This window comes from Streptomyces sp. 8N114 (genome assembly GCF_052245835.1).
In the GTDB taxonomy this organism is placed as follows: domain Bacteria; phylum Actinomycetota; class Actinomycetes; order Streptomycetales; family Streptomycetaceae; genus Streptomyces.
The window spans coordinates 559,621-582,938 of record NZ_JBQQBT010000001.1; the positions used below are offsets into that span (position 1 = coordinate 559,621).

A 23,318-nucleotide genomic window follows, 5' to 3' on the forward strand; every position below is an offset into this window, starting at 1 on the left:
ACGAGAGGGGAACCCGGCGCTGCCGCACGCCGGCGTGCGGTTGTCGTCCGGTCGTGCCGCTGTGTGCCAACTGCGCGTGGATCATGGGGGCTTGCTCCTTGTCGGTGTCGCACGGGCGGGTTCGTAAGCCCGTGCCGGAACGTGGGGTCGAGAGGGGGCCTGCGCTCATGCGGGCACCGCCTCCCGGTGGTGTGCCGAGGCGCCGGCCAGCACAGTGGTCGCGTACGCCAGCAGAACGAGCGCCGCACAGCCGCAGGCGGCGAGGGGGACGGCTGCCGCGCCCTGGTGCGCCACCAGCGCCTCCACAGGGCGGCCCAGCACCGCGAGCCCGGGCAGCCGCGCGGCCGGTACGGAGAGCAGTGCCGCGGCCTCCAGCGCGCCGGCCGCGGCGAGCCCGGCCGAGGCCGCGTGCCGGAACCCGTGCGCGGCCAGCAGCAGGGCGACGAACAGCAGCATGCCGAGGGCACCCGCGCCCGCCGCCGCACCGGAGCGCACCGGGATCTGCGGACCCTGCCCGCCCATGGGGACGCCGCCGGCGCCGGGGGTGCCGGACAGGGCGAGGGGGCCATCGATGAGCAGGTGGGCCGCCCACTGGAGCGCCGGGAGACTCACCGCGACGGCGCATACGGCGAGCGCCAGCAGGGGCCGCACTCCGGAGGCGAACTCCCCCAGGCTGCGGCTGCCAGCCAGCCTGCGACGCGCCGCCAGGGCGAACCCTCGCGCACACCACACAGCGGGCGCGACAGCCAGCGCGAGCCCCAACGGGACGGCAGGCGAAGGGATGCGGGGTGCCCCGCCCGGGGACTCGGGCCCGCCGCCCAGCAGTTGCTCCAGCAGCCAGTCGCCGTACAGCGCGTATCCGGTCAGCCAGCAGGCACACAGGAAGAGCGCTGCGGGGAACGCGGACGTGCCGACAGCGCGCGGGACGCGAGGAACGGCGCGTACGGCCACGATCACGCCGACCAGCACGGCAGCCGCGCCCAGGGCACACAGACCGGCCCGCACAGCCACGGGTCCGCCGCTCAGCAGGACGAGCCAGGCGAGCGTGCCCGTACACAGCAGTCCGGGCAGCAGCGGGAGGGCGAACGGCGCCCACCTGGCGGGCAGCCGCCATCCGGCTGCCCTTCGCCACCGCCGCTTGCTCCCGGTGCCTTGGCAAACGCCATGTTCTGCGCGCGGGTCGCTGCCCGACAGGGCGCTGCCTCCCGGGTACGGGGCGCGCGCGTACAGCTCCTCCGCGAGGGAGAAGACATCACGGTGGCGGCACCGGGCGGCCGTCCGGTCGGTGATCCCGCTGGCTTCCAGGCCGGCGGCGATCTCCAGCGGGTCGACGGCGCACTCGCACAACGCCCGGTGCCGGCGCAGCAGTACGCGTACCGGGTCACCGGCCGCGGGATGTGTCGTCATGGCGCTGTCGCCTCCCCCGGCTCGGCACCGACGGCTGCCCGCTCCGACCGGGCCCAGCTCGGCACGTGCCCGCCGCCCGGCACCCGCGGCCCGCCCGGGCGCCGGCCGGGGCGGCTGCTCGTACGGCGCCCCTCGGCCCAGCGGCCCGGAAGATGGGATTCAGTCGGGCGCGCGAAAGGGCGCGCCGCTTCCTTCCCCATGGCGTCCTCGGCCGCGGTCTCCTCCCGGCCGACCGGATGGCGCGACATCAGTTCCAGGTAGATACCGCCGAACGCCTCGACGTTCTGCTGCACCGTGAACAGCTCCAGTGCCCGCGCACGCGCGGCGGCGCCCAGCCGGGCGGCGCGCGCCGGGTCCCGCAGCAGCGCCGTACAGGCGTCAGCCAGCGCACCCGGGTCACGCGGCGGGACGAGGAGGCCGGTTCCGCCGACGACTTCGAGAGCCGCCCCGACATCGGTGGAGACCGTGGCCCGGCCGCAGAACATCGCCTCCACCAGCGGCACCGGAAACCCCTCCACCACGCTGGAGAGCACCACGGCCCCGCCCAGCGCGTAGGCGTCCGCGAGGGTCGGCACGGCAGCGCTGCCCAACTCCTCGAAGGTGACCGGGCTCTCGGCGTCGGGCGCCGTCAGCGGGAAGAGCCGCGCGGCAAGCGCCCGGCAGTGCGCCGGATAGGCACCGTCCCGCTCCCCGGTCCCGTCCGCGTTACCGCACGCCCCACCCGTACGCCCGGCCGACACGCCATCCGGCACGTCCGTGCGCCCGTCCGCCCGGTCCGCGCCCTCAGCACGCCCGCCCGTCTCGACGATCCGCAGCCGCGCCTTCGGCAGCGCCTCGTGCACCCTGGCGAAGGCGTGCAGCAGGGTGCCCAGATCCTTGGCCGGGCTGCTCGCGCCCACCCACACCAGCGTGGGCGTTCCGGCGGACCGCGGACCGTCCGACGGCGGCAGATGTGCGGCCCGCTCGCCCACGGCGTCGAAGGGTGCGGCGTCCATCCCCGGGTAGACGGTGCGCAGCCGCTCGCTGTCGGCACCGCACCGCTCCTGCCAGCGCCGCGCATGGGCGTTCCCCGGGGTGATCAGCTGTGCCTGTGCGTACGCCTCGCGGGCGATCCGCCGCTGGAAGGAGGCGAGCAGCGCCCGTACGGGGGCGCCCGCGACCCCACGTGCGACGGCGCCGAGGGCGCTGGTCAGATAGTGCTCGCGCAGCCGTACGCCGTACTCGCTGATCAGCAGCGGCACCCCGAAAGCCCGCTTGGCCAACAGCCCCGGCAGCGCGGCGGGCCCGGCTCCGACTGCGTGGCACAGGTCGGCGACCGACAGCCCGGGGTCCTCGCCCCGCTGCCCGTACCAGTCCAGCGAGAGGGGGCGCAGGGCGCGCTCCAGTCGCTCGGTGACGGCGAGCAGGTCGGGCACCTGGGCCGCGTGCGCTGCAGGGAGTGCGCCGGGCGCGCGGCAGGCGGACTCCAGGATGCGCACGGCGCTCTCGGAGCGGAGCGCGGTGGCCAGTCCGCCGCGCTCGGCAGCCAGTTCGGCGAGCCCGTACAGACCTGCGGCGAAACGGTCCGCCTGACTCTCGGAGTGTGCGGAGCCGAGGCTGGACGCGGCCGCGGCCCCGCCGGCCGCTGCCGTCGGCCGCTCCACGGAGGCCCGGCCGGTGCCCGCCGGATCGGCGTCCGCGCCGGTTCCGCAGACGGCTTCGGCGAGCGCGGCGAAGTGCTCGCGGAAGCGCCGCTTCTCCCGCCGTCCGTAGGAGCCGCAGGCGAGCCCGCGTGTGCCTCCGGCAGTCGGCCCGGGGCCCCACAGCGGCGCGGTGCGCACCCTGGCGACGTTGGGGGGCAGGTCGCACCAGCCGCTCTCCTCCTGCCGGGCGCTGCGGCTGAGGGCATACACCGCGAACTCGTGGCCGTCCAAGCCGCGCAGCAGGCGGTCGCACCACAGCGCGGACTCACCCCTCACATAGGGGTAACCACCCTCCGTAAGCAGTGCGATGCGCACGTGCGCACCCCCGATCACTCTCGTGGCGTGCCGCGCACCGGACACGGCTCAGCGTGTGGCGCAGCGGCGGAACGTTGAAGACGCAGCAGACGCTATGCAAGCGCCCCCACCGCGTGCTGGACGGTTGTCCGTCACGCCACCAGAAGGGGTGAACACCCGTGACTTTCGTGCGAGTCGCGCGTTCGCACGCTCTTTACCCGGCAAACGGCCGGTGGCGTGAACGCTAACCGCGGGGGAACGGCCAGGCGTTGATGCGGCAGGTCCTGCCGTCCGTGGAGAGGTACTTGGTCTGCTGCATCATCACCGGCGCCGGCTTGCCGTCGGCCGGGCAGCCCACGTGGTCGTGGCCGAGCCGGTGACCGACCTCGTGGTTGACGAGCATCTGCCGGTAGGCGTGCATCTGACCGGGGCCGTACGTCTCGGCGCCGCGCGCCCACCGCCACGCGTTGATCATGACGCGCTCGGTGGCGGCCGAGTCGCAGGAGACTTTCTCCTCGCTGGTGTCCAGGCCGGATTTGGCGCACCACTCGTCGGTGGTGCCGGGGCTGGCCAGCGTGATGACGAAGTCGGCCTTGCCGGAGGAGACCCGCTCGAAGCTGCGCTTGTCGCCGTGCGCCCAACTGCGCTCGTCGTTCAGCGTCTTGTGCACCGCCTCGGCGAACAGCTTGCCGTCCAGCGGCAGTCCGCTCTCGATGTCGACGCGGTAGCGCACCACCTTGCCCTTGCCCGGGGCCTTCTCGTGGCCGGGCACGGGCGTGAACTTGCCGGAGCCCTTCAGGTCGTCGGCCAGCGGGTACTGCCGTGCCATCTTCGTCTCGTACGAAGCCGGCTCGCTGCCCGGGGTGGGGCGTGTGCCACGGTCGGCGCGCTCCGGTGCGGAGGGCACGTCGGCGACTTCCGGGGTGCGCTCGCCGGTCTTCAGCCCCCGGTCCGCCTCCCCGGCGCCGGGCTCGCCTCCGGTGACCTGGGCGGCAACGACGAAGGCCAGCACGGTCGTGATGGCTGCGGCGACGATCCCGGTGGTCGCCTTGGCACGGCTGCCCTGCTTCCGCGGCTCCGGCTCCGGCTCGGCGGACGTCTGCGGCGCAGCGGACGGAGGATCGCCGACGGCGCCGTCCTGACGCACTCCCGTCTCACCCGGAAAAACCGGCCGGGCCGGTGCGGCTGCAGCGGCGTGGGCGGCTTCCGCCGGGTTGCTGCCGGGCCGGACGGCACCGGGGGCACCCGCCGCGAAGACGTCGTCCTCGAAGGCGTCCAGATACTCCTGACGCGGCCCGCCGAACCGCCCCCGCTGACCGGGCACATGGCCGTCGCCGTAGCCCTGGCCATAGCCCTGCCCGTGGCCGTGGTACGGCGAGGGACCACCCTCCGGCTGCTGCGGGTGGCCGCCGCGGGCGGGCTGCTCGTCGGTGAACACCGGCATGCCATGTGCGGGGGTGCCCTGTGGTCCTGGGCGCCCCGGGTACCGACCCTGCCCGGGGGGCATGGCGGGGGACGGGGCGGCGCGGGTACCGGGCGCTGGGACGCCGTACTCCCGTACACCGGTGGCGCCGTGCTCGCCCGGGACGGTGCCGGGGCGGGCCCGGGCAGCTGCGACGGGACCGGGGCCTTGGGGTATCCGGGAGCGTTCCTCTCTGCGCCCGGTACCTGCCTTGCCCTTGCGGCTATGGCGTCCCACTAGTCACCTTCCGGAGTCGCCGGAGCCTGTATGACGGCACCGGCCGAGTTGTTCAGCCGCTGTATCGCCGTGGCCGAGTCGTCGATCAGCTCGCGAACGGCAGCCGCGACGATCTCCGGGTACTCCATCATGGCGACGTGTCCCGCCTCCGGCAGCGCAAGCAGCCGGGAGTCACGGAAAGCGGCAGAGGCACGCCGCGCCATACGGAAGGCGACCAGCTGGTCGCGCCCACCGTAGACCAGAAGCGTGGGTGCCAACACCCGCTCGGCCTGCCGCCACAGCGCGTGCTGCCCACCCAGGGTGTAGGCGTCGACGATGCCCCGCGTCGAGCGGACCATGGCGTCCCAGAAGTACGGCAGCTTTTCCCTGCGTGCGTACTCCTCGGCGGCGATCGCGAAGTCCTCGGGCGAGACCCGTGCCGGGTCGCCGTAACAGAGCCCGAGCACGCCGCCCGTGCGCCGTTCCGGGGGCCAGTCCCGGGTCAGTCTGGTGAACAGCGCGGCGATGCCGGGCACCGCCAGCATCGCCGTCGGCCAGGCGGTGCGCTGCGGCGGGATCTCCGGCAGCGCGGGCGAGACGAGCGTCAGCGTCCGGACGAGGTCGGGCCGCAACGCGGCCACCCGGGTCGTCACCGCGCCGCCCAGGGAGTTGCCCATCAGGTGCACGGGAGCGTGGCCGCAGGAGTCCAGATAGCGGATGACGGCGCGGGCGTGCCCGGAGACCGAATAGTCCCCGCTGTCGGGCGGCGGGGAGTCGCCGAAGCCGGGCAGATCGATCGCCTCACCGCGCACATGGGGGGCGAGCTCACGCATCAGCGCTGACCAGTTGAGGGAAGAGCCCCCGAGCCCGTGCACGTACAGGGCGGCCGGGCGGATGTCGCCGGCCCGGTTCACGCCGTCCTCACGCCGCCCCCGCAGAGCCAGCGTCAGGCCGGGCAACGAGACCGTCCGCAATGTCTCCTGCTCCCCGACGCGAGACCGCGTGAGCGAGGGCGACGGCGCAGCAGTGCGGGCCTTGGAGGTGGGGACTCCCGGCTGCTCGGTCGATGACATGGAGCAATGTTACGAGACGATCACATGCGCCCTCATGTGTTCACCGTCACAAGACGAAGCACACTGGTGTACAGGGGAGGCACGGGTCTTCGCCCGTCGCAGCCGCCGCCGGGAAGCATCCGGAGTATGCGGTGGAGAAGCGGGAGGCATGCGGCGTGCGCCCCCGGTGACCCGCTCGTAGTCTCGTAAGTAGGGCCCGCGTGGTCGGGCCCCGCCTGGAAAGGGGAACGGCATGTCTGTCGATCCGACCGATCCGGAAACCATCGATCCCTATGACGCCTACGACGCCTATGACTCCTACGAGGAGGAACCTGAAGGGAACGGGGCCCCGGAGGCCCCCGAGGCGGACGCGGCGGAACAGCAGGCCGACCTGCTGGCGCAGCGCGACGACCCGCTGACCGGGCGCAGCTACCACGAGGTGGATCCGGCCGACGCGGCGGAACAAGCGCGCGTGGTGGAGCTGAACGAGGACGAGTACCGATAGCGCGTACCGGGCGAATACCGAGGACGCGTACCGACAGAGCACACACGACAGAGCGCGTACCGATACCAGGACGAGTGCCGCCAAAGCGCCATCGCATCGGGACACCTGAGGGAACGGACCCGGACACCGGAGCGAAAATTCGCGGGCCGGGAAGCTACCACCCCCGTTACCGAAAAGTACGATGGCGGCGCAGCGCAGCTCGCGCTCAGGAACATTCAGGGAGGCGGCGTGACAGCCATCGAGCAGACCGAGGCGCGCCCGCGTGGCACGCGTCTGCCCCGCCGGGCACGGCGTAACCAACTGCTGGGCGCGGCTCAGGAGGTCTTCGTCGCGCAGGGCTACCACGCGGCGGCAATGGACGACATCGCCGACCGTGCCGGAGTCAGCAAGCCGGTGCTCTACCAGCACTTTCCGGGAAAGCTCGAGCTGTACCTCGCGCTCTTGGACCAGCACTGCGAGGCGCTGCTCCAGGCCGTGCGCGCGGCTCTGGAGTCCACCACGGACAACAAGCAGCGGGTGGCGGCGACCATGGACGCCTACTTCGCCTTCGTGGAGAACGAGGGCGGCGCCTTCCGGCTGGTCTTCGAGTCCGACCTGACCAACGAGCCCGCGGTCCGCGAGCGCGTGGACAAGGTCAGCCTGGACTGTGCACAGGCCGTCAGCGAGGTCATCTCCGAGGACACCAAGCTGCCCTCGGAGCAGTCGATGCTGCTGGCCGTGGGGCTGTGCGGAATGGCGCAGATCACCGCGCGCTACTGGCTGGGCGCGGGTCAGCAGATTCCGCGTGACGCAGCCGCCAAGCTGATCTCCTCGCTCTCCTGGCGCGGCATCGCCGGGTTCCCGTTGCAGTAGAGACGGTGCCGCGGTGCACCGGGGCGCGGTTGTTCGCTGCTGGCGTGCGACCGCGCCCCCTCTGCGTTGCTGCTGAGAGCTAGGGTTGCTCCGTACGGCGCGGCTGGCCGCGCATCGCATCCCGGGCATCGCCACGGGATACCAGGACCGTCGGAGGGACATAGCCGTGGAGGTCAAGATCGGCGTGCAGCACGCGCCTCGCGAGATCGTCATGGAGAGCAAGCAGACTCCTGACGAGGTCGAGAGCACGGTGGCGGCGGCACTGGAGAAGGGCTCCGGAATGCTCAGCCTCACGGACGAGCACGGCCGGAAGATCCTGGTCCCCTCGGACCGCATCGCCTACGTCGAGATCGGTGAGGCAACGGGCCGCAAGGTGGGCTTCGGCGCGATCTGACCGGGCGGCGCCACCCCGGCGCCCGCACGAGAAGCACGTCATGAGACGCACGCGCGTGAGTCTCCTTCATGAGACTCACGCACGAAAAACGCACAGATGTACGCAGCTGACAGCACAGGCGTACGCAGGAGACGGCGGCCGCGGGATTCCTCCCGCGGCCGCCGTTTCAGCCTCCGTACCCAAGGGGAGGACGGGAACGACCGCGGACCACCGGATCGCGGTCCCGCACCCGGCCCCATCCGAGGAGGTCCTCATGATCTGGGAGGCTCTCGGCTCCGCAGCCCTTGGACTCGCGCTCGCGCTCGCCGCGGCCAGGCGTTTCCCCGAGCGGCTTCCCGACCGGCGGCTGGTGCTGGCGACGGGCCCCGTCGCCGCTCTCACCGGCGGTCTCATCAGCCACACCGTGCTCGGCTCCGGCCATCCGCTGGCGAGCTGGTGCGTCGCACTGGGCTTCAGCACGGCCCTGCTCTCGCTGCTGCTGCGGGACGAGTCGCCGGGACGACGGCAGTGGCGTCAGGACGCACTGCCGACCGCCCCGGCACCGGTCGCCGCGAGCGCCGGCTACGGCCAGAACGCCGACTTCCGGCAGGACGTCGGCTTCCGGCAGCAGGCGGATTAGGCAGCAAGCCCCAGGGCGGCCATCCGCTTCGTATGGGCCTCGGTGATCCGGGAGAACATCTTGCCGACCTCGGCAAGGTCGAAGCCGTCGGCCACCCCGCCGACCAGCATGGTCGAGAGCGCATCCCGGTCCGCCACCACCCGCTGGGCCTGGGAGAGCGCCTCCCCCATCAGCCGCCGCGCCCACAGCGCCAGCCGCCCGCCCACCCGCGGGTCGGCCTCGATGGCGGCGCGGACCTTCTCCACGGCGAAGCTGGAGTGCCCGGTGTCGTCCAGCACGCTCAGCACCAGGGCGCGGGTGTCGGCGTCGAGCCTCGTTGCGACCTCGCGGTAGAAGTCGGAGGCGATGGAGTCCCCGACGTACGCCTTGATCAGCCCCTCCAGCCAGTCGGAGGGGGCGGTGAGGCGGTGGAACTCGTCCAGCGCGGCGGCGAACGGCTCCATGGCGGCCGTGGGCTCCTCGTCGATCCGGACCAGCTGTTCGCGCAGCTTCTCGAAGTGGTGGAACTCGGCGGAGGCCATCGAGGCCAGCTCGGCCTTGTCCGCGAGGGAGGGCGCCAGCTTGGCGTCCTCGGCGAGCCGCTCGAAGGCCGCCAGCTCTCCGTAGGCCAGGGCACCCAGCAGGTCGACGACCGCGGCACGGTAGGTCGGGTCCGCCGACGCCTGCTCCCAGCTCTGGGTGGCGATCGGGGTGGCGGGGGCGGACTCGGATCCGGCGGCCCCGCTGTCGGCGTCGGATGCGGCAGTCTTGTCAGGCGTCTCCATACCTCGCACGATAGCCCGCAACCGCAGGTCGGGAAGGACCTGTCCGGCCCTCATGCGCCCCATCAGGGCTCAGGTGACCTCGTACACAACGATTGCCCCGGTACAGATGCGCGGATCCGGGGTACAGTGATATTGGGTCCACCGAATGGCGTGGACCCGCTGCATGCATGAAATGCGGATGCCCGGTCGGTGGCCCGATCGGCTCCGACCCGACAGCCTTCCGCCGGTCCGTGCTCCCCGCGCGGACCGCGCTGTGAGGGACCGCTCGCGCAAGTGAGGCGCTTGAGCGGGAGACAGTGGTCCCGCGCCGCTTGGCGGGCCGCAACGACGGCCGCTTGGTCGCGGTAGATCCTCTCCTCGCTCCGTCGGCCCGCCCAGAAGCTGGGTCGGCCGGACGCCGTAGCCACATTCGCGCGTCACACAGAAGAGGCAAGCATCCTGTCCACAACGTTCAGAGATCTCGGGATTCTCCCCGAGACCGCCGAGGCCCTCGAAGCCGTCGGCATCACATCCCCCTTTCCGATCCAGGAGATGACGCTCCCCGTCGCCCTCGCCGGCACCGACGTCATCGGCCAGGCGAAGACCGGCACCGGCAAGACGCTGGGGTTCGGGCTGCCGCTGCTGGAGTCGGTCACCGTCCCCGCCGACGTCGAGCTGGGCCGCGCCAAGCCCGAGGAGCTCTCCGAGGCCCCGCAGGCGCTCGTCGTCGTCCCCACCCGTGAGCTGTGCCAGCAGGTGACGAACGACCTGCTCACCGCGGGCAAGGTGCGCAATGTCCGAGTCCTCTCGATCTACGGCGGCCGTGCCTACGAGCCCCAGGTCGAGGCTCTGAAGAAGGGCGTCGACGTGGTCGTCGGCACCCCCGGACGGCTGCTGGACCTGGCGGGCCAGAAGAAGCTGCGGCTCTCCGAGATCAGGACGCTCGTCCTGGACGAGGCCGACGAGATGCTCGACCTGGGCTTTCTCCCCGACGTCGAGAAGATCATCGAGATGCTGCCGACCCGGCGCCAGACGATGCTCTTCTCCGCGACCATGCCCGGCCAGGTCATCTCGCTCGCCCGCCGCTACATGAGCCAGCCCACGCACATCCGCGCCACCGCGCCGGACGACGAGGGCCAGACGGTGGCGAACACCACACAGCACGTCTTCCGCGCCCACTCGATGGACAAGCCCGAGATGGTCGCGCGCATGCTGCAGGCCGAGGGCCGCGGTCTGGCGATGGTCTTCTGCCGTACGAAGCGCACGGCGGCCGATGTCGCCGAGCAGCTGTCGCGGCGCGGCTTCGCGGCCGGCGCGGTCCACGGCGACCTGGGCCAGGGCGCGCGCGAGCAGGCGCTGCGCGCGTTCCGCAACGGCAAGGTCGATGTGCTGGTGTGCACGGACGTCGCCGCGCGCGGCATCGACGTGGACAACGTCACGCACGTGATCAACTACCAGACGCCCGAGGACGAGAAGACCTATCTGCACCGCATCGGCCGCACCGGCCGCGCGGGCAACTCCGGCATCGCCGTCACGCTCGTCGACTGGGACGACATCCCGCGCTGGCAGCTGATCAACAAGGCGCTGGAGCTGGACTTCAACGACCCGGAGGAGACCTACTCCACCTCGCCGCACCTGTACGAGGCGCTGAAGATCCCCAAGGAGGCCAAGGGCATCCTGCCGCGTGCCGAGCGCACCCGCGCCGGGCTCGCGGCCGAGGAGCTCGAGGACCTGGGCGAGCCCGGTAGCCGGTCGCACGGCAAGTCCGGCAAGCCTGCCGCGTCCGCCGAGCGCACCCGCCCGGCGCGCCAGCCGCGCCAGCGGCGACGCACGCGTGGAGCACTGCGCGGTGAGGCCGGCGATGCCGCAGCCCCGACCGCGGACGCCGCGGCGGACACGGCCGTCGCCACCGCCGAGGGCACCCCGGGCGCCGAGGCGGGCGAGGGCGGCGCCGCGCGCAAGCCGCGCCGCCGTCGGCGCACCCGCGCCGGAGCCGCCGCCTCCGAGGCCGGGGCCCAGGCCCCCGCCGCAAAGGAGAGCGGCGAGGCCGCCCAGGCAGCGGTCGCCACGGAGGAGGCTCCGCGCAAGCCCCGCCGCCGCAGGACCCGCTCCAGCGGCGCGAGCAGCCGCACGGCCGGCACGGCCCAGCAGGCCGTGGAGGGCTGACCCACCGGCCCACCACCGGCCTTCCGGCAACAGCGCACGGCCCGGCATCCCACTGCGGGATGCCGGGCCGTGCGCTGTTGCTGTGCCGGGCCGGAACGCCGCCGTTCGGTGCCCCGCGGACCGCGCCGTTGGTGCCCCGGGGACGGCTGCAGGTAGCGTCCTGGCATGAGCAAGCCCCCGTTTCTCGCGCTGCCTGCCGGAGTGCGCGCGTACCGAATGGCCACCGCGCGTGGGGAGTTCGCCGTCCATGACACGGGCGGCACGGGCCGCACCGGGCGGACCGTGCTGCTGCTGCCTGGGTTCACTGGCAGCAAGGAGGACTTCATCGGGCTGCTGGAGCCGCTGGCGCAGGCGGGGTTCCGGGCCGTGGCGGTGGACGGGCGGGGGCAGTTCGAGACGGGCGGGCCGCCCGAGGAGGCCGCGTACGCGCAGGCCGAACTGGCCCGGGATGTGCACGCGATCGCGACCGTGCTCGAACCGGAGCAGTCAGGAACGGTGCATCTGCTCGGCCACTCGCTGGGCGGCCTGGTCGCACGCGCAGCGGTGCTGCTGGATGCCGCGCCGTTCGCCTCGCTGACGCTGATGAGCAGCGGACCGGCGGCTGTCTCACCCTCCCAGCAGAAGCGCGTCAGGCTGCTGCTGAATGCGATGGAGACGATGAGCATGGCGGCGATCTGGGAGGTCATGCAAGAGCTCGACCAGTCGGTCGGCTCGGCCGGTGAGGCGCCGTACTCGCCCCTGGAAGTGGAGGAGGCGTCCACGGCTACGGAGGAGTTCCTGCGCCGCCGCTGGCTGGCCAATGTTCCCGAGCAACTGGCCGCGACGGGAGCGCAGTTGCTCGGCGAGCCGGACCGGGTGGGTGAACTGGCCTCGCTGGGGCTGCCGTTCCACGTCGTGTCCGGCACGGAGGACGACGCCTGGCCGGTGCCGCTGCTGGACGGGATGGCCCAACGGCTCGGCGCCCACCGTACGGTCGTCACCGACACGGGCCACTCCCCCAACGCCGAGCGGCCCGCGCAGACCGCGCGGGCCCTGGTGGACTTCTGGCTCAGCCTTTCCGCTGGATGAACTGGGTGATGCCGCCGGCGATCTGCTGGACGGCGATGGCCGAGAGCAGCATTCCCGAAAGCCGGGTGACGAGGACGACGCCGCCGTCCTTGATCACACGGATGATCAGCAGCGAGTAGCGCATCACCAGCCACAGCACCAGATGCATGGCCACGATGGCCGTCCAGACGGAGAACTGTCCGCCCCAGCCGTCCGCGCGCTGCACGGCCAGGATGACGGAGACGATCGCGCCGGGCCCGGCCAGCAGCGGCATGCCCAGCGGGACGAGCGCCACGTTGACGTCCTTCGTCTGGGTGGGCTCGTCGGACTTGCCGGTCAGCAGATCGAGCGCGACGAGCAGGAGCAGCAGCCCGCCCGCGACCATCAGCGCCGGGATGGAGACATGCACATAGTCGAGGATCTGCTTGCCGCAGATCCCGAACAGGGCGATCACCCCGAACGCGACAGTTGCCGCCTGCCATGCCATCCGGCGCCGGACCTTCACCGGCCGTCCGGAGGTGAGGCCGAGAAAGATGGGGGTGATGCCGGGCGGGTCCATGATGACGAAGAGGGTGAGGAAGACGGACCCGAAGAGCGCGAAATCGAACACGGTGGTGCCTGTGCCTTGCCGAGAAAGAGAAGGTGGGAAGGGTGGGGAAGAAAGCCGGGAACGCGGGCGCGTGGCAGCGCGGGCCGGGCGCATGCGCACCTCCGCGCAGCGCCTACGCGAGCGAGCCCGCGGTGACCCGCGGAATCGGCCCGCGGTCCCGCAGAGCTGCCTGAGCGCTGGGGGGTGCCGGTGCCGCTCAGCCCGAGATCGGCGTGGCGCCTGAGCCGCGTGCGGCGATCTCGGCGTACACGTCGGGTGCGGTGGTGAAGTCGCCGAGCGCGATGGGCTTGCGGCTGCCGTGGTAGTCGCTGGAGCCGGTGGCCAGCAGTCCGAGGTCGTCAGCGAGCGCGTGCAGTCGCTTACGGGTCTCGGGTTCGTGGTCGGCGTGGTCGGCCTCGATACCGTCGAGTCCGGCCTCCGCCAACTCGGCTATCGCGCTCTCGGGGACGCACTGGCCACGCTTGGCGGCCAGCGGATGCGCGAAGACGGCAACCCCGCCCGCGCCCTTGATCAGCCGCAGCGCGTCGAACGGGTCGAGTTCGTGCTTGCTGACGTAGGCCCGCCCGTCGTTCGCGAGCCACTCCTCGGTGAAGGCGTCGGAGACGGTCTCGACGACGCCCTGCTCCACCATGGCCGCCGCGATGTGCGGGCGACCCACCGAACCGTCGCCCGCGATACGCAGGACCTGCTCCCAGGTGACGGGCGCGCCCAGGTCACGCAGCTTGCCCACCATCGCCTTGGCACGCGGTACGCGGTCGTCCCGTACGAGCTCGCGTTCGCGGGCCAGTTCGGGCTCGGCGGGGTCGAAGAGGTAGGCGAGCATGTGCAGGCTGATGCCGTCCAGCCGGCAGGAGAGCTCGGCGCCGGTCACCAGGGTCAGCCCGGCGGGCAGCGCGGCGGCGGCCTCGGCGTGCCCCGCCACGGTGTCGTGGTCGGTGAGCGCCACCACGTCCAGCCCGGCAGCCGCGGCGTTGCGCACCAGCTCGGCGGGGGTGTCGGTGCCGTCCGATGCGGTGGAGTGGGTGTGCAGGTCGATGCGCACTTCGACGGACTCCGAACGGGTGGACGGCGGGGCGTGACGGGCTCATGGCGAGCGCTCCCCAGGATAGCCGTACCGTCCGGCATCCCTTCCGACGAGGAGAAACAGGAGAAGGGGGGCGACAGAGCCGGTCAGGAGATCAGGCGGGGAGAGAGTGCTCCGCAGGGCACCAGTTCCACCTCGGCCCCCGCGTCCCGCAGATCGGTCAGCACGAGTTCGTCGTAGAGCAGCAGCCCGGATTCCTGGGGCCAGACGATTGCCCACAGCCACAGCCCGCACGCCTCGCCCGCGAAGACGGCGCGGTCCTCGGGCGAACCGCTGACATGCCAGAGCGGGGTGGGGTGGCCCGCGGCATGGACCTTGGTCTGCGGCGGCTTGCCCGCACAGATGTCGGGCCCGGGGTCCAGGCCCTCGATACCGGCGTAGCGCGCGCCGAGGCCGACGCCCAGTTCCTCGGCGATCAGCAGCAGTTCACCGGGACCGCCGAGCGGTGCGGGGCCCGAGCAGGCGACGGCGGTGGCGCGGCCGCCGCTCCTGTCGTCGCCCGCGCAGGCGACGCCGGTGAACAGCCACCCCACGGGCAGCGGCCAGGGCATCCATACGGGCACCTGTGTGCGCCCCACCACGACGGCGAGCGCTTCGACGCTGGGCGGGAGGACCGGCTGGAGCGGGTGCACGGCGCCGTGGACGCCGCACTGCCAGGTGTCGGCGAAGAGACCGGGCGCCCTGACCCGGCCACCGCACTTCGGGCAACTGGGTTCGCCCCTCATGGGCCCTAACGGTCCTACCGGGCCGCCCTCCCGTCAAGGACGATCACCCACCCGGACCTGGGGCCTTGGCAGCACCGTGCGTAAGGAACCCGGAGAAAGAGGCGATGACCTGCCGATCATATAGCTGCAACTTGCACTAGTTAGCCTGCCTAATTTATCATGTGTACACACCAACTATTTCTCGGCAGAAGCGTAAGGAGCGGCAGGCATGAGTGGTGATCCGTTCGACGAAGGCGGGGGCAGTCTTCTACGTCAGCCGAAGGCCGTGTGGGCCACGGCAGGCGCGTCCGTCGTCGCCTTCATGGGCATCGGCCTGGTCGATCCGATCCTCCCCTCCATCGCGAAGGGCCTGGAGGCGACCCCCAGCCAGGTCTCCCTGCTGTTCACCTCGTACTTCCTGATCACCGCCGTGGCGATGCTGGTCACCGGCTTCGTCTCCAGCCGGATCGGCGGCCGCAAGACGCTGCTGCTCGGACTGGCGCTCGTGGTGATCTTCGCCGGGCTCTCCGGCACCTCGCACTCCGTCGGCGAACTGGTCGGCTTCCGCGCGGGCTGGGGCCTGGGCAACGCCCTCTTCGTCTCCACCGCGCTCGCGGTGATCGTCGGCGCCGCGGCGGGAGGAAGCAGCGCGGCCATTCTGCTGTACGAGTCCGCGCTGGGCCTCGGCATGGCCTGCGGGCCGCTACTGGGAGCCGTGCTCGGCGATGCCAGCTGGCGCTTCCCGTTCTTCGGTACGGCCGCGCTGATGGCGATCGGTTTCCTCGCCATCGCGGCGTTCCTCAAGGAACCGCCCAAGCCGGCGCGGAAGACCTCGCTGCTCGACCCTGTCAGGGTGCTCGGCCACGGCGGGCTCGCCTCCGCGGCCGTCTCGGCGTTCTTCTACAACTACGCCTTCTTCACGGTGCTGGCGTTCACGCCGTTCGTGCTCAACATGTCGCCCTACCGCTCCGGGGCGGTTTTCTTCGCCTGGGGCGTGCTGCTGGCGGTCTTCTCCGTACTGATCGCGCCGCGTCTCCAGGAGCGCTTCGGCTCGCTGCGGGTGCTGGTCGCCTCGCTGGTGCTCATGGCCGTCGACCTGCTGGTGCTGGGGTACGGCAACCACGCCGTGGCCGTCGCGTGCACCGTTGTCTCCGGGGCCTTCATCGGGGTCAACAACACCGTGTACACCGAGCTGGCGCTCGGGGTGTCGGACGCGCCCCGGCCCGTCGCCAGTGCCGGATACAACTTCGTACGCTGGTTCGCCGCCGCCGCGGCGCCCTTTCTGGCGCCGAAGATCGAAGAGTGGGCGAACATCCATGTCCCGTTCCTGGTCGCCGCCCTTGCCGCACTGGTGGGCGCCGGCATCGTGGCTGCCCGGCGCAGGGCTCTGACGACGGAGGCCGAGGAATTGCTCCCCGTCCCCGCCGAGGCTGCGGCCTGAACGTCTGTCGCCGCGGGAAAGGGAGGGGTCACTCCCCCAGCGGCACAGCCCCGCGCAGCGGATCGCGGAGGTCTGTCTCGTGGCGGAGCCACCGTTCATGGAGCGCCTCCGCGCCATGGACGCGCTTCCACGCGGCCTCCGTCGGCGTCATGGGCAGCAGCGGCAGGAAGCGGACCGGGTCACGGGGCCGGTCGAGCGCCAAGTCCTCGACCAGGCCGCCGGGTTCGGCGACCAGTACGGAGGTGAAGGGCGCTCCGGGCCACAGCGGTTCGCCGGTGTCCAGGGAGGCGCCCGGGGCGACGACGACGCCCTCGACCTGCGGCGAGGCCGCCAGTACGGCCAGCGGTCGCAGCACCTTGTCCGTGTCGGCGACTCCGGCCCGTACGGTCAGCAGCAGTTCGGCGCGCGGCCCCACCTCGGGGTCGGCCAGCGCCTGGGCCGGGTCGGTCATCGGTGCGGCCGACATACCGAGGGTGGCGTATCGCACAGTGCCCGCCTCGGCGTCCAGGAACCGCAGCACTTCGATGCGCTCCGTACCCAGAAAAGTGACCGAGGCACGGGCGTCGGGCTCGCCGAAGGCCCAGCGCAGCCGGGAGTCGACCAGAGTCAGGACGTCGTTCATCCGGCGAGCATAGAGCGCGGTACGACCGCGCTTCGGTGCGGCTTCGGTGCGGCTTCGGTAGGTAAGGAGGCGGCAAAGGGCTGCCAGGATCGGGCGCGACGGGCACGGGGACCGTTCTTGCAGTGCTACCGTTGGCTGCCGGTCAAGGCGTGTACACATCGTCCCCCACAGGGGCCCGGCCGGAGGAGGTGGGACTGACATGGATCCGAGTCGACCGTGCAGTACCAGCCGCTCTTCCTGCCGGCAATGACCGCGCCACTCAGACCCTGATCTTCTTTCAGACCTGATCTCCAGCGGCCAGGGGCGCACTCTCCCCCCAGGACCGAGAACCGGTTCCCACCGGGGTGCGCACGGCGGAAGAGCGTCCGCGTTTCGCAGTTTCGCATTGTTCCGTCTGTCAGCAACCGCCGTCGGCACAGCTTGCGTGTGGTGCCCGCTTTGCGGACCTCCGGGTGGTGGCCCGTAGGCCCCCGTTCCGGGCAGCACGACGCCTCGGCCGATGTCACGGCGGCATGGCACGGCACCGTTGGAGGGGCCTCATGTCGATGATCCGAGAGCTGCGCGCCGCAGTGCGCCCGGCCCTGCGCAGGGACAGCCGTTCGGGATACGGCGCCGGATACGAGCGCGTCAGCGCGGCGGGCACGAGCAGCGCCGTCGTGGACTGCGGCGTGTATCTGGACGGCCGCCGGGCACCCGAACACCTCACCCCGGCCCAGGCGCTGCGCAAGGTGCGCTCGCCGGAGGGCCAGAGCCGGAACGGGTTCGTCTGGATCGGTCTGCACGAGCCGACCGAGGAGGAGTTCTCCGACATCGCACAGGAGTACGGTCTGCACCCGCTGGCCGTCGAGGACGCGGTGCACGCGCACCAGCGCCCGAAGCTGGAGCGGTACGACGAGAGCCTGTTCACCGTCTTCAAGACGATCCACTACGTCGAGCACGCCGAACTGACCGCCACCAGCGAGGTGGTGGAGACCGGCGAGGTGATGTGCTTCACCGGCCGGGACTACATCATCACCGTCCGGCACGGCGGCCAGGGCTCCCTGCGGGCGCTGCGGCACCGGCTGGAGGACGACCCCGAGCTGCTGAGCAAGGGCTCTTCTGCCGTGCTGCACGCCATCGCCGACCAGACCGTGGACGGCTATATGGCGGTGGCCGACGCCGTGCAGGACGACATCGACGAGGTCGAGATCGAGGTCTTCTCCGACCGCTCGGGCAGCGGCAAGCGTGGCGGTGACGCCAGCCGGATCTACCAGCTCAAGCGCGAGGTGCTGGAGTTCAAGCGCGCCGTCTCCCCGCTGATGCGGCCGCTGCAGACGCTGAGCGAGCGGCCGGTACGGCTGATCGACCCGGACATCCAGAAGTACTTCCGCGACGTGGCCGACCACCTGACCCGCGTCAACGAGCAGGTGCTGGGCTTCGACGACCTGCTCAACTCGATCCTCCAGGCGAACCTCGCCCAGGCGACGGTCGCGCAGAACGAGGACATGCGCAAGATCACCGCCTGGGCCGCCATCTTCGCGGTGCCGACGATGATCGCCGGGATCTACGGCATGAACTTCGACTACATGCCGGAGCTGCGCTGGAAGTACGGCTACCCGATGGTGCTGCTGCTGATCGTCTCCATCTGTTACGGCATCCACCGGGGCTTCAAGCGCAACGGCTGGCTGTAGCCTGCGGCTATGAGCGTGACGCCGCAGCCGACCGACAACCATCTGGATCGCGCGCTGATCGAGGAGACGGCCAAGAAGTCCGGACTCGTCTGGGTGCGCGGTCCCCAGGGCCCGGCGCGCGGCCTCTGGCACGTATGGCACGAGGGAGCGGTGTGCCTGGTCGGCGACGGCTCGCTCGAACAGCCGCTCGCCGGTCTGGGCCTGACGGACGGCAGCAGTGCCACCGTCAGCGTGCGCGGCAAGGACAAGGGCGCCCGGCTCGTCGTCTGGCCGGCACGGGTCCGGGAACTCCCCCCGCACGGCGAGGAGTGGGAGGCGGCCGTCGGCGAGCTCAAGGGCAAGCGGCTCAACGCGCCGGACGCCGACACCATGACCGAGCGCTGGGCCCGCGAGAGCCGTGTTCTGCGGCTGGAGCCCGAGGGCGAAGCTGTGGAACGGCCCGGTGCGATGCCGCACGGCTCCCAGGCCGCGCCGCCACCGGCGACCCCCGTCACCACCCGTCGGTCCCAGCCCGCGGGGCTGCCGCGGCTGCTGTTCCGCCGCCGGAAGAACCGCGCCCGCAGCTGACCCTGGTCCGGTCAGCCGCCGTGCTGCTCGGGTGAGATCTTCTTGCCGTAGTCGACGGTGTCTGCCTTCTTGGGCGCGTGTAGCGCGAAGCCGTCGTTCCAGTCGCTCAGCTGCACCGTCCCCGCGCCCCCGGCGCGACGCAGCCGCAGCGGATACGGGGTTCCCTCCAGCGAGACGTCCACGGTGCCGCCGCGGCCCTTGCCGGCCGTGACCCGGATCGTTCTGGTGCCGGCCACTGTCGAGCGCTCCCCCGTCTCGCGCTTGCCCTCCATGGTCAGCAGCCCGTCCAGGAGGGTGCTCATCTCGGTGAAGACGGTCAACTGCTTGTATGCCGGGTCGCGTTCGGGGACTTTGACGTACTTGCCCTTGAGCTTGCCCGCCGCGGCGATGTCGCTCTTGCCGGGCTTCTTGCCGCCTTCCTGCCGGGCCCAGAAGCCGGTGCCGGCCTTGAGGAAGAGGTCCCGGCCCGTGCGCAGCAGCTGGAAGGTGGAGCCGCCCTCGGCGGAGACCTCGCCGACGCCGCCGTTGCTGGTCAGCCGCATCTTGAGGCGGTAGGTCTGCCCCTTGCTGACGACGTTGCCGGAGACTCGTACGGCCTTGGCCCGCTCGGCCGCCGTTTTCGCCTTCCGTTCGATCTTCGTCGCGGAGAGCTTGCCGACCCCGTTGGTGCCCTCGTCCGGGTCCTCGCCCCCTCCTCCGCACCCGCTCAGTGCCGTACTCGCTCCGACGCAGAAGAGAGCGAGCAGCGCTGCACTCCGGGGTGCGCGGGCGCGTCCAGTCACGAGGCGTTCCTCCTGTGGTCGGCGACGGCAGAGGGCACCTTACCCGGACGGACGCGGCTCCCCGGAAGGCCGCCGTCCGGAGCACCGGCTGCGACGGCTGTGGCGTCGGTCACGCTAGCCTGAAACCGGCATATACGGGCAAGAGTGATGTAAGCCGTGAAGGATCCCGACGGATCCCGACGTGGCAGCGAACGGTCGGCGCGGCCGAGGAGGGCAGGCAGCTCATGGCAGCGAGCGCTCCCCGGGTCTTCGTCTCCCACCTGGCCGGTGTCCCCGTCTTCGACCCCAACGGCGACCAGCTCGGCAGGGTCCGCGACGTGGTCGCCCTGCTGAGTGTCCGGCGGCGGCTGCCCAGCGTCCTCGGGCTGGTGGTGGAGGTCGTCAGCAGACGCCGGGTCTTCCTGCCCATGACCCGGGTGACGGGCGTGGAGTCCGGCCAGGTCATCACCACGGGGGTGCTCAACATCCGGCGCTTCGAGCGGCGCCCCAACGAACGGCTGGTCCTCGGTGAGCTGCTGGACCGCCAGGTGACCCTCAAGGAGACCGGCGAAGAGGTGACCGTACTCGACGTCGGCCTGCAGCGGCTGCCCGCCCGCCGCGACTGGGAGATCGACCGGCTGTTCGTCCGCAAGGGGCGCAAGGGCGGCGGGCTGCGCGGCAGGCGCGGCGAGACACTCACCGTGGAGTGGGACGCGGTGAGCGGCTTCGATCTGGAGGAGCCCGAGCAGGGCACCGCCAATCTGCTGGCCACCTTCGAACAGCTGCGCCCCGCGGACCTGGCCAACGTGCTGCACCATCTCTCCGCGAAGCGCCGGGCCGAGGTGGCCGCCGCGCTGCACGACGACCGGCTCGCCGACGTGCTGGAAGAGCTGCCGGACGACGACCAGGTGGAGATCATCGGCAAGCTCGCCGACGAGCGCGCCGCACTCGTCCTGGAGGCCATGGACCCCGACGACGCTGCCGACCTGCTCGGCGAACTGCCGGAGGCCGACAAGGAGCGCCTGCTGGACCTGATGCAGCCCCAGGAGGCAGCACCGGTGCGGCGGCTGCTCAGTTACGAGGAGGGCACGGCGGGCAGCCTGATGACGACCGAGCCGATCGTGCTGCGCCCGGACGCCAGCGTCGCGGAGGCGCTGGCCCGGGTGCGCAACGAGGACCTGTCCGCGCCGCTGGCCGCCCAGGTCTACGTATGCCGCCCGCCGGACGAGACGCCGACCGGCAAGTACCTGGGCATCGTGCACTTCCAACGGCTGCTGAGGGAACCGCCGTTCGCGCTCGTGGGTGCCCTTGTGGACGCCGATCTGCGACCGCTGCCGCCCACGGCCTCGGTGCCCGCGCTGACGAGCTATCTGGCGGCCTACAACATCGTCTCGGCGCCCGTGGTGGACGAGGGCGGCCATCTGCTGGGCGCCGTCACGGTCGACGACGTGCTGGACGACCTGCTGCCGGAGGACTGGCGGGAGGCCGCGGCCGTGGGCGGGCTGCCCGGCTTCGCGCCCGGCCGGCACGAGGAACGCGAGGAGCACACGGAGCAGCAGGCACGAGGGAGCGGCGATGGCTGAGCGGGAGGGACCGCGGCTGGATCTACCGCGTACGCCCCGGCGTACGCTGCTGCCGACCTACGACCCGGACACGTTCGGGCGGGCCTCGGAGCGGATCGCGCGCTTTTTGGGCACGGGCCGCTTCCTGCTGTGGATGACGATCGTGATCATCGTCTGGATGGGCTGGAACATCGTCGCTCCGGCCGGCTGGAAGTTCGACGAGTACCCGTTCATCTTCCTGACCCTGGCCCTCTCCCTCCAGGCGTCCTACGCGGCTCCGCTCATCCTGCTGGCGCAGAACCGTCAGGCCGACCGGGACCGGGTCAATCTGGAGCAGGACCGCAAGCAGAACGAGCGCAGCATCGCCGACACCGAGTTCCTCAGCCGCGAGATCGCCGCGCTGCGGATGGGGCTGGGCGAGGTCGCCACCCGCGACTGGATCCGCTCGGAGCTGGCCGAACTGCTCAAGGAGCTGGAGCAGGGCGAACGGGAACCGGCCGCCACCCGGGAGGGTGACCAAGACCGCTGACCGGCCGCTTAGCTAAGCCACCGTTTACGCCCTTACCGCCCACCCGTCACCCGACCCCCGCCCCTTATCCGTCGCGCTTCGCGCGGCCGTACCATTCAGTCATGGCTACCGAGACCCAGGAAACCACCCCCACCGAAGATGCGGTGCGTGCGGCACTCGCGACGGTGAACGACCCGGAGATCCACCGGCCGATCACCGACCTGGGGATGGTCAAATCCATCGAGATCGCGCCCGACGGTGCGGTCGACGTCGGGGTCTATCTGACGGTCTCCGGCTGTCCGCTGCGCGAGACCATCACCGCGAACGTGACCGAGGCCGTGCAGCGTGTGCCCGGTGTCACCTCGGTCGGCGTCGAGCTGGACGTGATGAGCGACGAGCAGCGCCGGGAGCTGGCCGCGTCCCTGCGCGGCGGCAAGGCCGAGCGTGAGATCCCCTTCGCCCAGCCGGGCTCACTGACCCGCGTCTACTGCGTGGCCTCCGGCAAGGGCGGCGTCGGCAAGTCCTCGGTGACCGTGAACCTGGCCGCGGCGCTGGCCGCCGACGGCTTGAAGGTCGGCGTTGTGGACGCCGACATCTACGGCCACTCCGTCCCGCGGATGCTGGGCACGGACGGCCGGCCCACCCAGGTCGAGGACATGATCATGCCGCCCTCCGCACACGGCGTGAAGGTCATCTCGATCGGCATGTTCACGCCGGGCAACGCCCCCGTGGTCTGGCGCGGGCCCATGCTGCACCGTGCGCTCCAGCAGTTCCTCGCCGACGTCTACTGGGGCGATCTGGACGTGCTGCTGCTGGATCTGCCGCCCGGCACCGGGGACATCGCCATCTCGGTCGCCCAGCTGGTCCCGAACGCGGAGATCCTGGTGGTGACGACCCCGCAGCAGGCGGCGGCCGAGGTCGCCGAGCGCGCGGGCTCCATCGCGGTGCAGACCCACCAGAAGATCGTCGGCGTGATCGAGAACATGTCCGGCATGCCGTGCCCGCACTGCGACGAGATGGTCGACGTCTTCGGCAACGGCGGCGGCAAGCAGGTCGCCGAGGGCCTGACCCGCACCACCGGCGCGGAGGTGCCGGTGCTGGGCGGCATCCCGATCGACATCCGGCTGCGCGAGGGCGGCGACGAGGGCAAGCCCGTGGTCCTCAGCGACCCGGACTCCCCCGCCGGCAAGGCGCTGCGCACCGTCGCCGACAAGCTCAGCTCCCGCCAGCGCGGCCTGTCGGGCATGTCACTGGGCCTCACCCCGAGCAACAAGTTCTGACGACCCGGCCGGACAACGCGGCCCGGCCACTCGGCCTCACCGGCGTCCCGCACAGCGCGCGGCCCCCGTA

The 23,318-nt window shown here is 71.7% G+C and carries 22 protein-coding genes; 12 read left to right on the plus strand and 10 right to left on the minus strand.

Going from position 1 to position 23,318, the window contains the following annotated elements:
* Positions 1–165: 165 nt before the first annotated feature.
* The 4 genes from ACTWQF_RS02485 to ACTWQF_RS02500 form a co-directional block, all read right to left on the minus strand.
* Positions 166–1,407: a hypothetical protein gene (locus ACTWQF_RS02485; RefSeq protein WP_443276584.1), complete on the minus strand. Its 1,242-nt coding sequence runs from the start codon at positions 1,405–1,407 to the stop codon at positions 166–168.
* A complete protein-coding gene (locus ACTWQF_RS02490; protein WP_443276585.1) occupies positions 1,404–3,404 on the minus strand; it encodes a DUF3492 domain-containing protein in 2,001 nt (666 codons plus the stop codon). Before ACTWQF_RS02490 ends, ACTWQF_RS02485 begins: the two co-directional genes overlap by 4 nt.
* Before the next feature lie 223 nt (positions 3,405–3,627).
* Entirely contained in the window at positions 3,628–4,827 is a 1,200-nt protein-coding gene (locus ACTWQF_RS02495) for a DUF3152 domain-containing protein (protein ID WP_443276587.1), read from the minus strand.
* A 254-nt stretch (positions 4,828–5,081) separates the two neighbouring features.
* Positions 5,082–6,134: an alpha/beta fold hydrolase gene (locus ACTWQF_RS02500; protein ID WP_443276589.1), complete on the minus strand. Its 1,053-nt coding sequence runs from the start codon at positions 6,132–6,134 to the stop codon at positions 5,082–5,084.
* A 232-nt stretch (positions 6,135–6,366) separates the two neighbouring features.
* On the opposite strand from ACTWQF_RS02500, the gene ACTWQF_RS02505 reads away from it, so the two are divergent.
* The 4 genes from ACTWQF_RS02505 (at position 6,367) to ACTWQF_RS02520 (ending at position 8,483) form a co-directional block, all read left to right on the plus strand.
* Positions 6,367–6,618 (plus strand): hypothetical protein, encoded by a 252-nt coding sequence (locus tag ACTWQF_RS02505; RefSeq protein WP_443276590.1) that lies wholly within the window; start codon positions 6,367–6,369, stop codon positions 6,616–6,618.
* A 228-nt stretch (positions 6,619–6,846) separates the two neighbouring features.
* Positions 6,847–7,470, plus strand: coding sequence for a TetR/AcrR family transcriptional regulator (locus tag ACTWQF_RS02510; RefSeq protein WP_443243858.1), 624 nt, complete (start codon positions 6,847–6,849; stop codon positions 7,468–7,470).
* 166 nt (positions 7,471–7,636) lie between these two features.
* Entirely contained in the window at positions 7,637–7,864 is a 228-nt protein-coding gene (locus ACTWQF_RS02515; protein WP_443277544.1) for a DUF3107 domain-containing protein, read from the plus strand.
* 253 nt (positions 7,865–8,117) lie between these two features.
* Positions 8,118–8,483, plus strand: a complete 366-nt coding sequence (locus ACTWQF_RS02520) for a hypothetical protein (protein WP_443276592.1) — start codon at positions 8,118–8,120, stop codon at positions 8,481–8,483.
* Here the strand turns inward: ACTWQF_RS02520 and ACTWQF_RS02525 are convergent.
* A complete protein-coding gene (locus ACTWQF_RS02525) occupies positions 8,480–9,247 on the minus strand; it encodes a ferritin-like fold-containing protein (protein WP_443276594.1) in 768 nt (255 codons plus the stop codon). The genes ACTWQF_RS02520 and ACTWQF_RS02525 overlap by 4 nt on opposite strands.
* Before the next feature lie 531 nt (positions 9,248–9,778).
* Between ACTWQF_RS02525 and ACTWQF_RS02530 the strand changes: the two genes are divergently transcribed.
* Together ACTWQF_RS02530 and ACTWQF_RS02535 are read left to right on the plus strand one after the other, a co-directional pair.
* Positions 9,779–11,392: a DEAD/DEAH box helicase gene (locus ACTWQF_RS02530; RefSeq protein ID WP_443276596.1), complete on the plus strand. Its 1,614-nt coding sequence runs from the start codon at positions 9,779–9,781 to the stop codon at positions 11,390–11,392.
* A gap of 165 nt (positions 11,393–11,557) precedes the next feature.
* A complete protein-coding gene (locus tag ACTWQF_RS02535) occupies positions 11,558–12,460 on the plus strand; it encodes an alpha/beta fold hydrolase (RefSeq protein ID WP_443276598.1) in 903 nt (300 codons plus the stop codon).
* Here ACTWQF_RS02535 and ACTWQF_RS02540 read toward each other — a convergent pair.
* From ACTWQF_RS02540 to ACTWQF_RS02550, 3 genes are all read right to left on the minus strand, one after another.
* A complete protein-coding gene (locus tag ACTWQF_RS02540; RefSeq protein WP_443276599.1) occupies positions 12,441–13,049 on the minus strand; it encodes a MarC family protein in 609 nt (202 codons plus the stop codon). The two genes, ACTWQF_RS02535 and ACTWQF_RS02540, sit on opposite strands and share 20 nt — an antisense overlap.
* 196 nt (positions 13,050–13,245) lie before the next feature.
* Positions 13,246–14,091 (minus strand): PHP domain-containing protein, encoded by an 846-nt coding sequence (locus ACTWQF_RS02545; protein WP_443276601.1) that lies wholly within the window; start codon positions 14,089–14,091, stop codon positions 13,246–13,248.
* Between the two features lie 128 nt (positions 14,092–14,219).
* On the minus strand, positions 14,220–14,858 hold the full coding sequence (locus ACTWQF_RS02550; RefSeq protein WP_443276602.1) for a DUF6758 family protein: 639 nt from the start codon (positions 14,856–14,858) through the stop codon (positions 14,220–14,222).
* A gap of 208 nt (positions 14,859–15,066) precedes the next feature.
* On the opposite strand from ACTWQF_RS02550, the gene ACTWQF_RS02555 reads away from it, so the two are divergent.
* Positions 15,067–16,278 carry an MFS transporter gene (locus ACTWQF_RS02555; RefSeq protein ID WP_443276603.1) on the plus strand — a complete coding sequence of 404 codons (1,212 nt, stop codon included), beginning with the start codon at positions 15,067–15,069 and terminating at the stop codon, positions 16,276–16,278.
* A gap of 28 nt (positions 16,279–16,306) precedes the next feature.
* On the opposite strand, the gene ACTWQF_RS02560 is transcribed toward ACTWQF_RS02555, so the two are convergent.
* A complete protein-coding gene (locus ACTWQF_RS02560; protein WP_443276604.1) occupies positions 16,307–16,900 on the minus strand; it encodes a suppressor of fused domain protein in 594 nt (197 codons plus the stop codon).
* 539 nt (positions 16,901–17,439) lie between these two features.
* Here ACTWQF_RS02560 and ACTWQF_RS02565 point away from each other — a divergent pair.
* Both ACTWQF_RS02565 and ACTWQF_RS02570 read left to right on the plus strand, forming a co-directional pair.
* Positions 17,440–18,570 carry a magnesium and cobalt transport protein CorA gene (locus ACTWQF_RS02565; protein WP_443276605.1) on the plus strand — a complete coding sequence of 377 codons (1,131 nt, stop codon included), beginning with the start codon at positions 17,440–17,442 and terminating at the stop codon, positions 18,568–18,570.
* Positions 18,571–18,579: 9 nt separating this feature from the next.
* Entirely contained in the window at positions 18,580–19,137 is a 558-nt protein-coding gene (locus ACTWQF_RS02570; RefSeq protein ID WP_443276607.1) for a hypothetical protein, read from the plus strand.
* Between the two features lie 11 nt (positions 19,138–19,148).
* On the opposite strand, the gene ACTWQF_RS02575 is transcribed toward ACTWQF_RS02570, so the two are convergent.
* Positions 19,149–19,919: a hypothetical protein gene (locus ACTWQF_RS02575; protein ID WP_443276609.1), complete on the minus strand. Its 771-nt coding sequence runs from the start codon at positions 19,917–19,919 to the stop codon at positions 19,149–19,151.
* A 224-nt stretch (positions 19,920–20,143) separates the two neighbouring features.
* Between ACTWQF_RS02575 and ACTWQF_RS02580 the strand changes: the two genes are divergently transcribed.
* From ACTWQF_RS02580 to ACTWQF_RS02590, 3 genes are all read left to right on the plus strand, one after another.
* Positions 20,144–21,481 (plus strand): magnesium transporter MgtE N-terminal domain-containing protein, encoded by a 1,338-nt coding sequence (locus ACTWQF_RS02580; RefSeq protein ID WP_443276611.1) that lies wholly within the window; start codon positions 20,144–20,146, stop codon positions 21,479–21,481.
* The gene (locus ACTWQF_RS02585; protein WP_443276613.1) at positions 21,474–21,989 is read left to right on the plus strand and encodes a DUF1003 domain-containing protein; all 516 of its coding nucleotides are present in this window, start codon (positions 21,474–21,476) and stop codon (positions 21,987–21,989) included. Before ACTWQF_RS02580 ends, ACTWQF_RS02585 begins: the two co-directional genes overlap by 8 nt.
* Before the next feature lie 101 nt (positions 21,990–22,090).
* A complete protein-coding gene (locus ACTWQF_RS02590) occupies positions 22,091–23,248 on the plus strand; it encodes an Mrp/NBP35 family ATP-binding protein (protein WP_443276615.1) in 1,158 nt (385 codons plus the stop codon).
* Positions 23,249–23,318 lie beyond the last annotated feature (70 nt).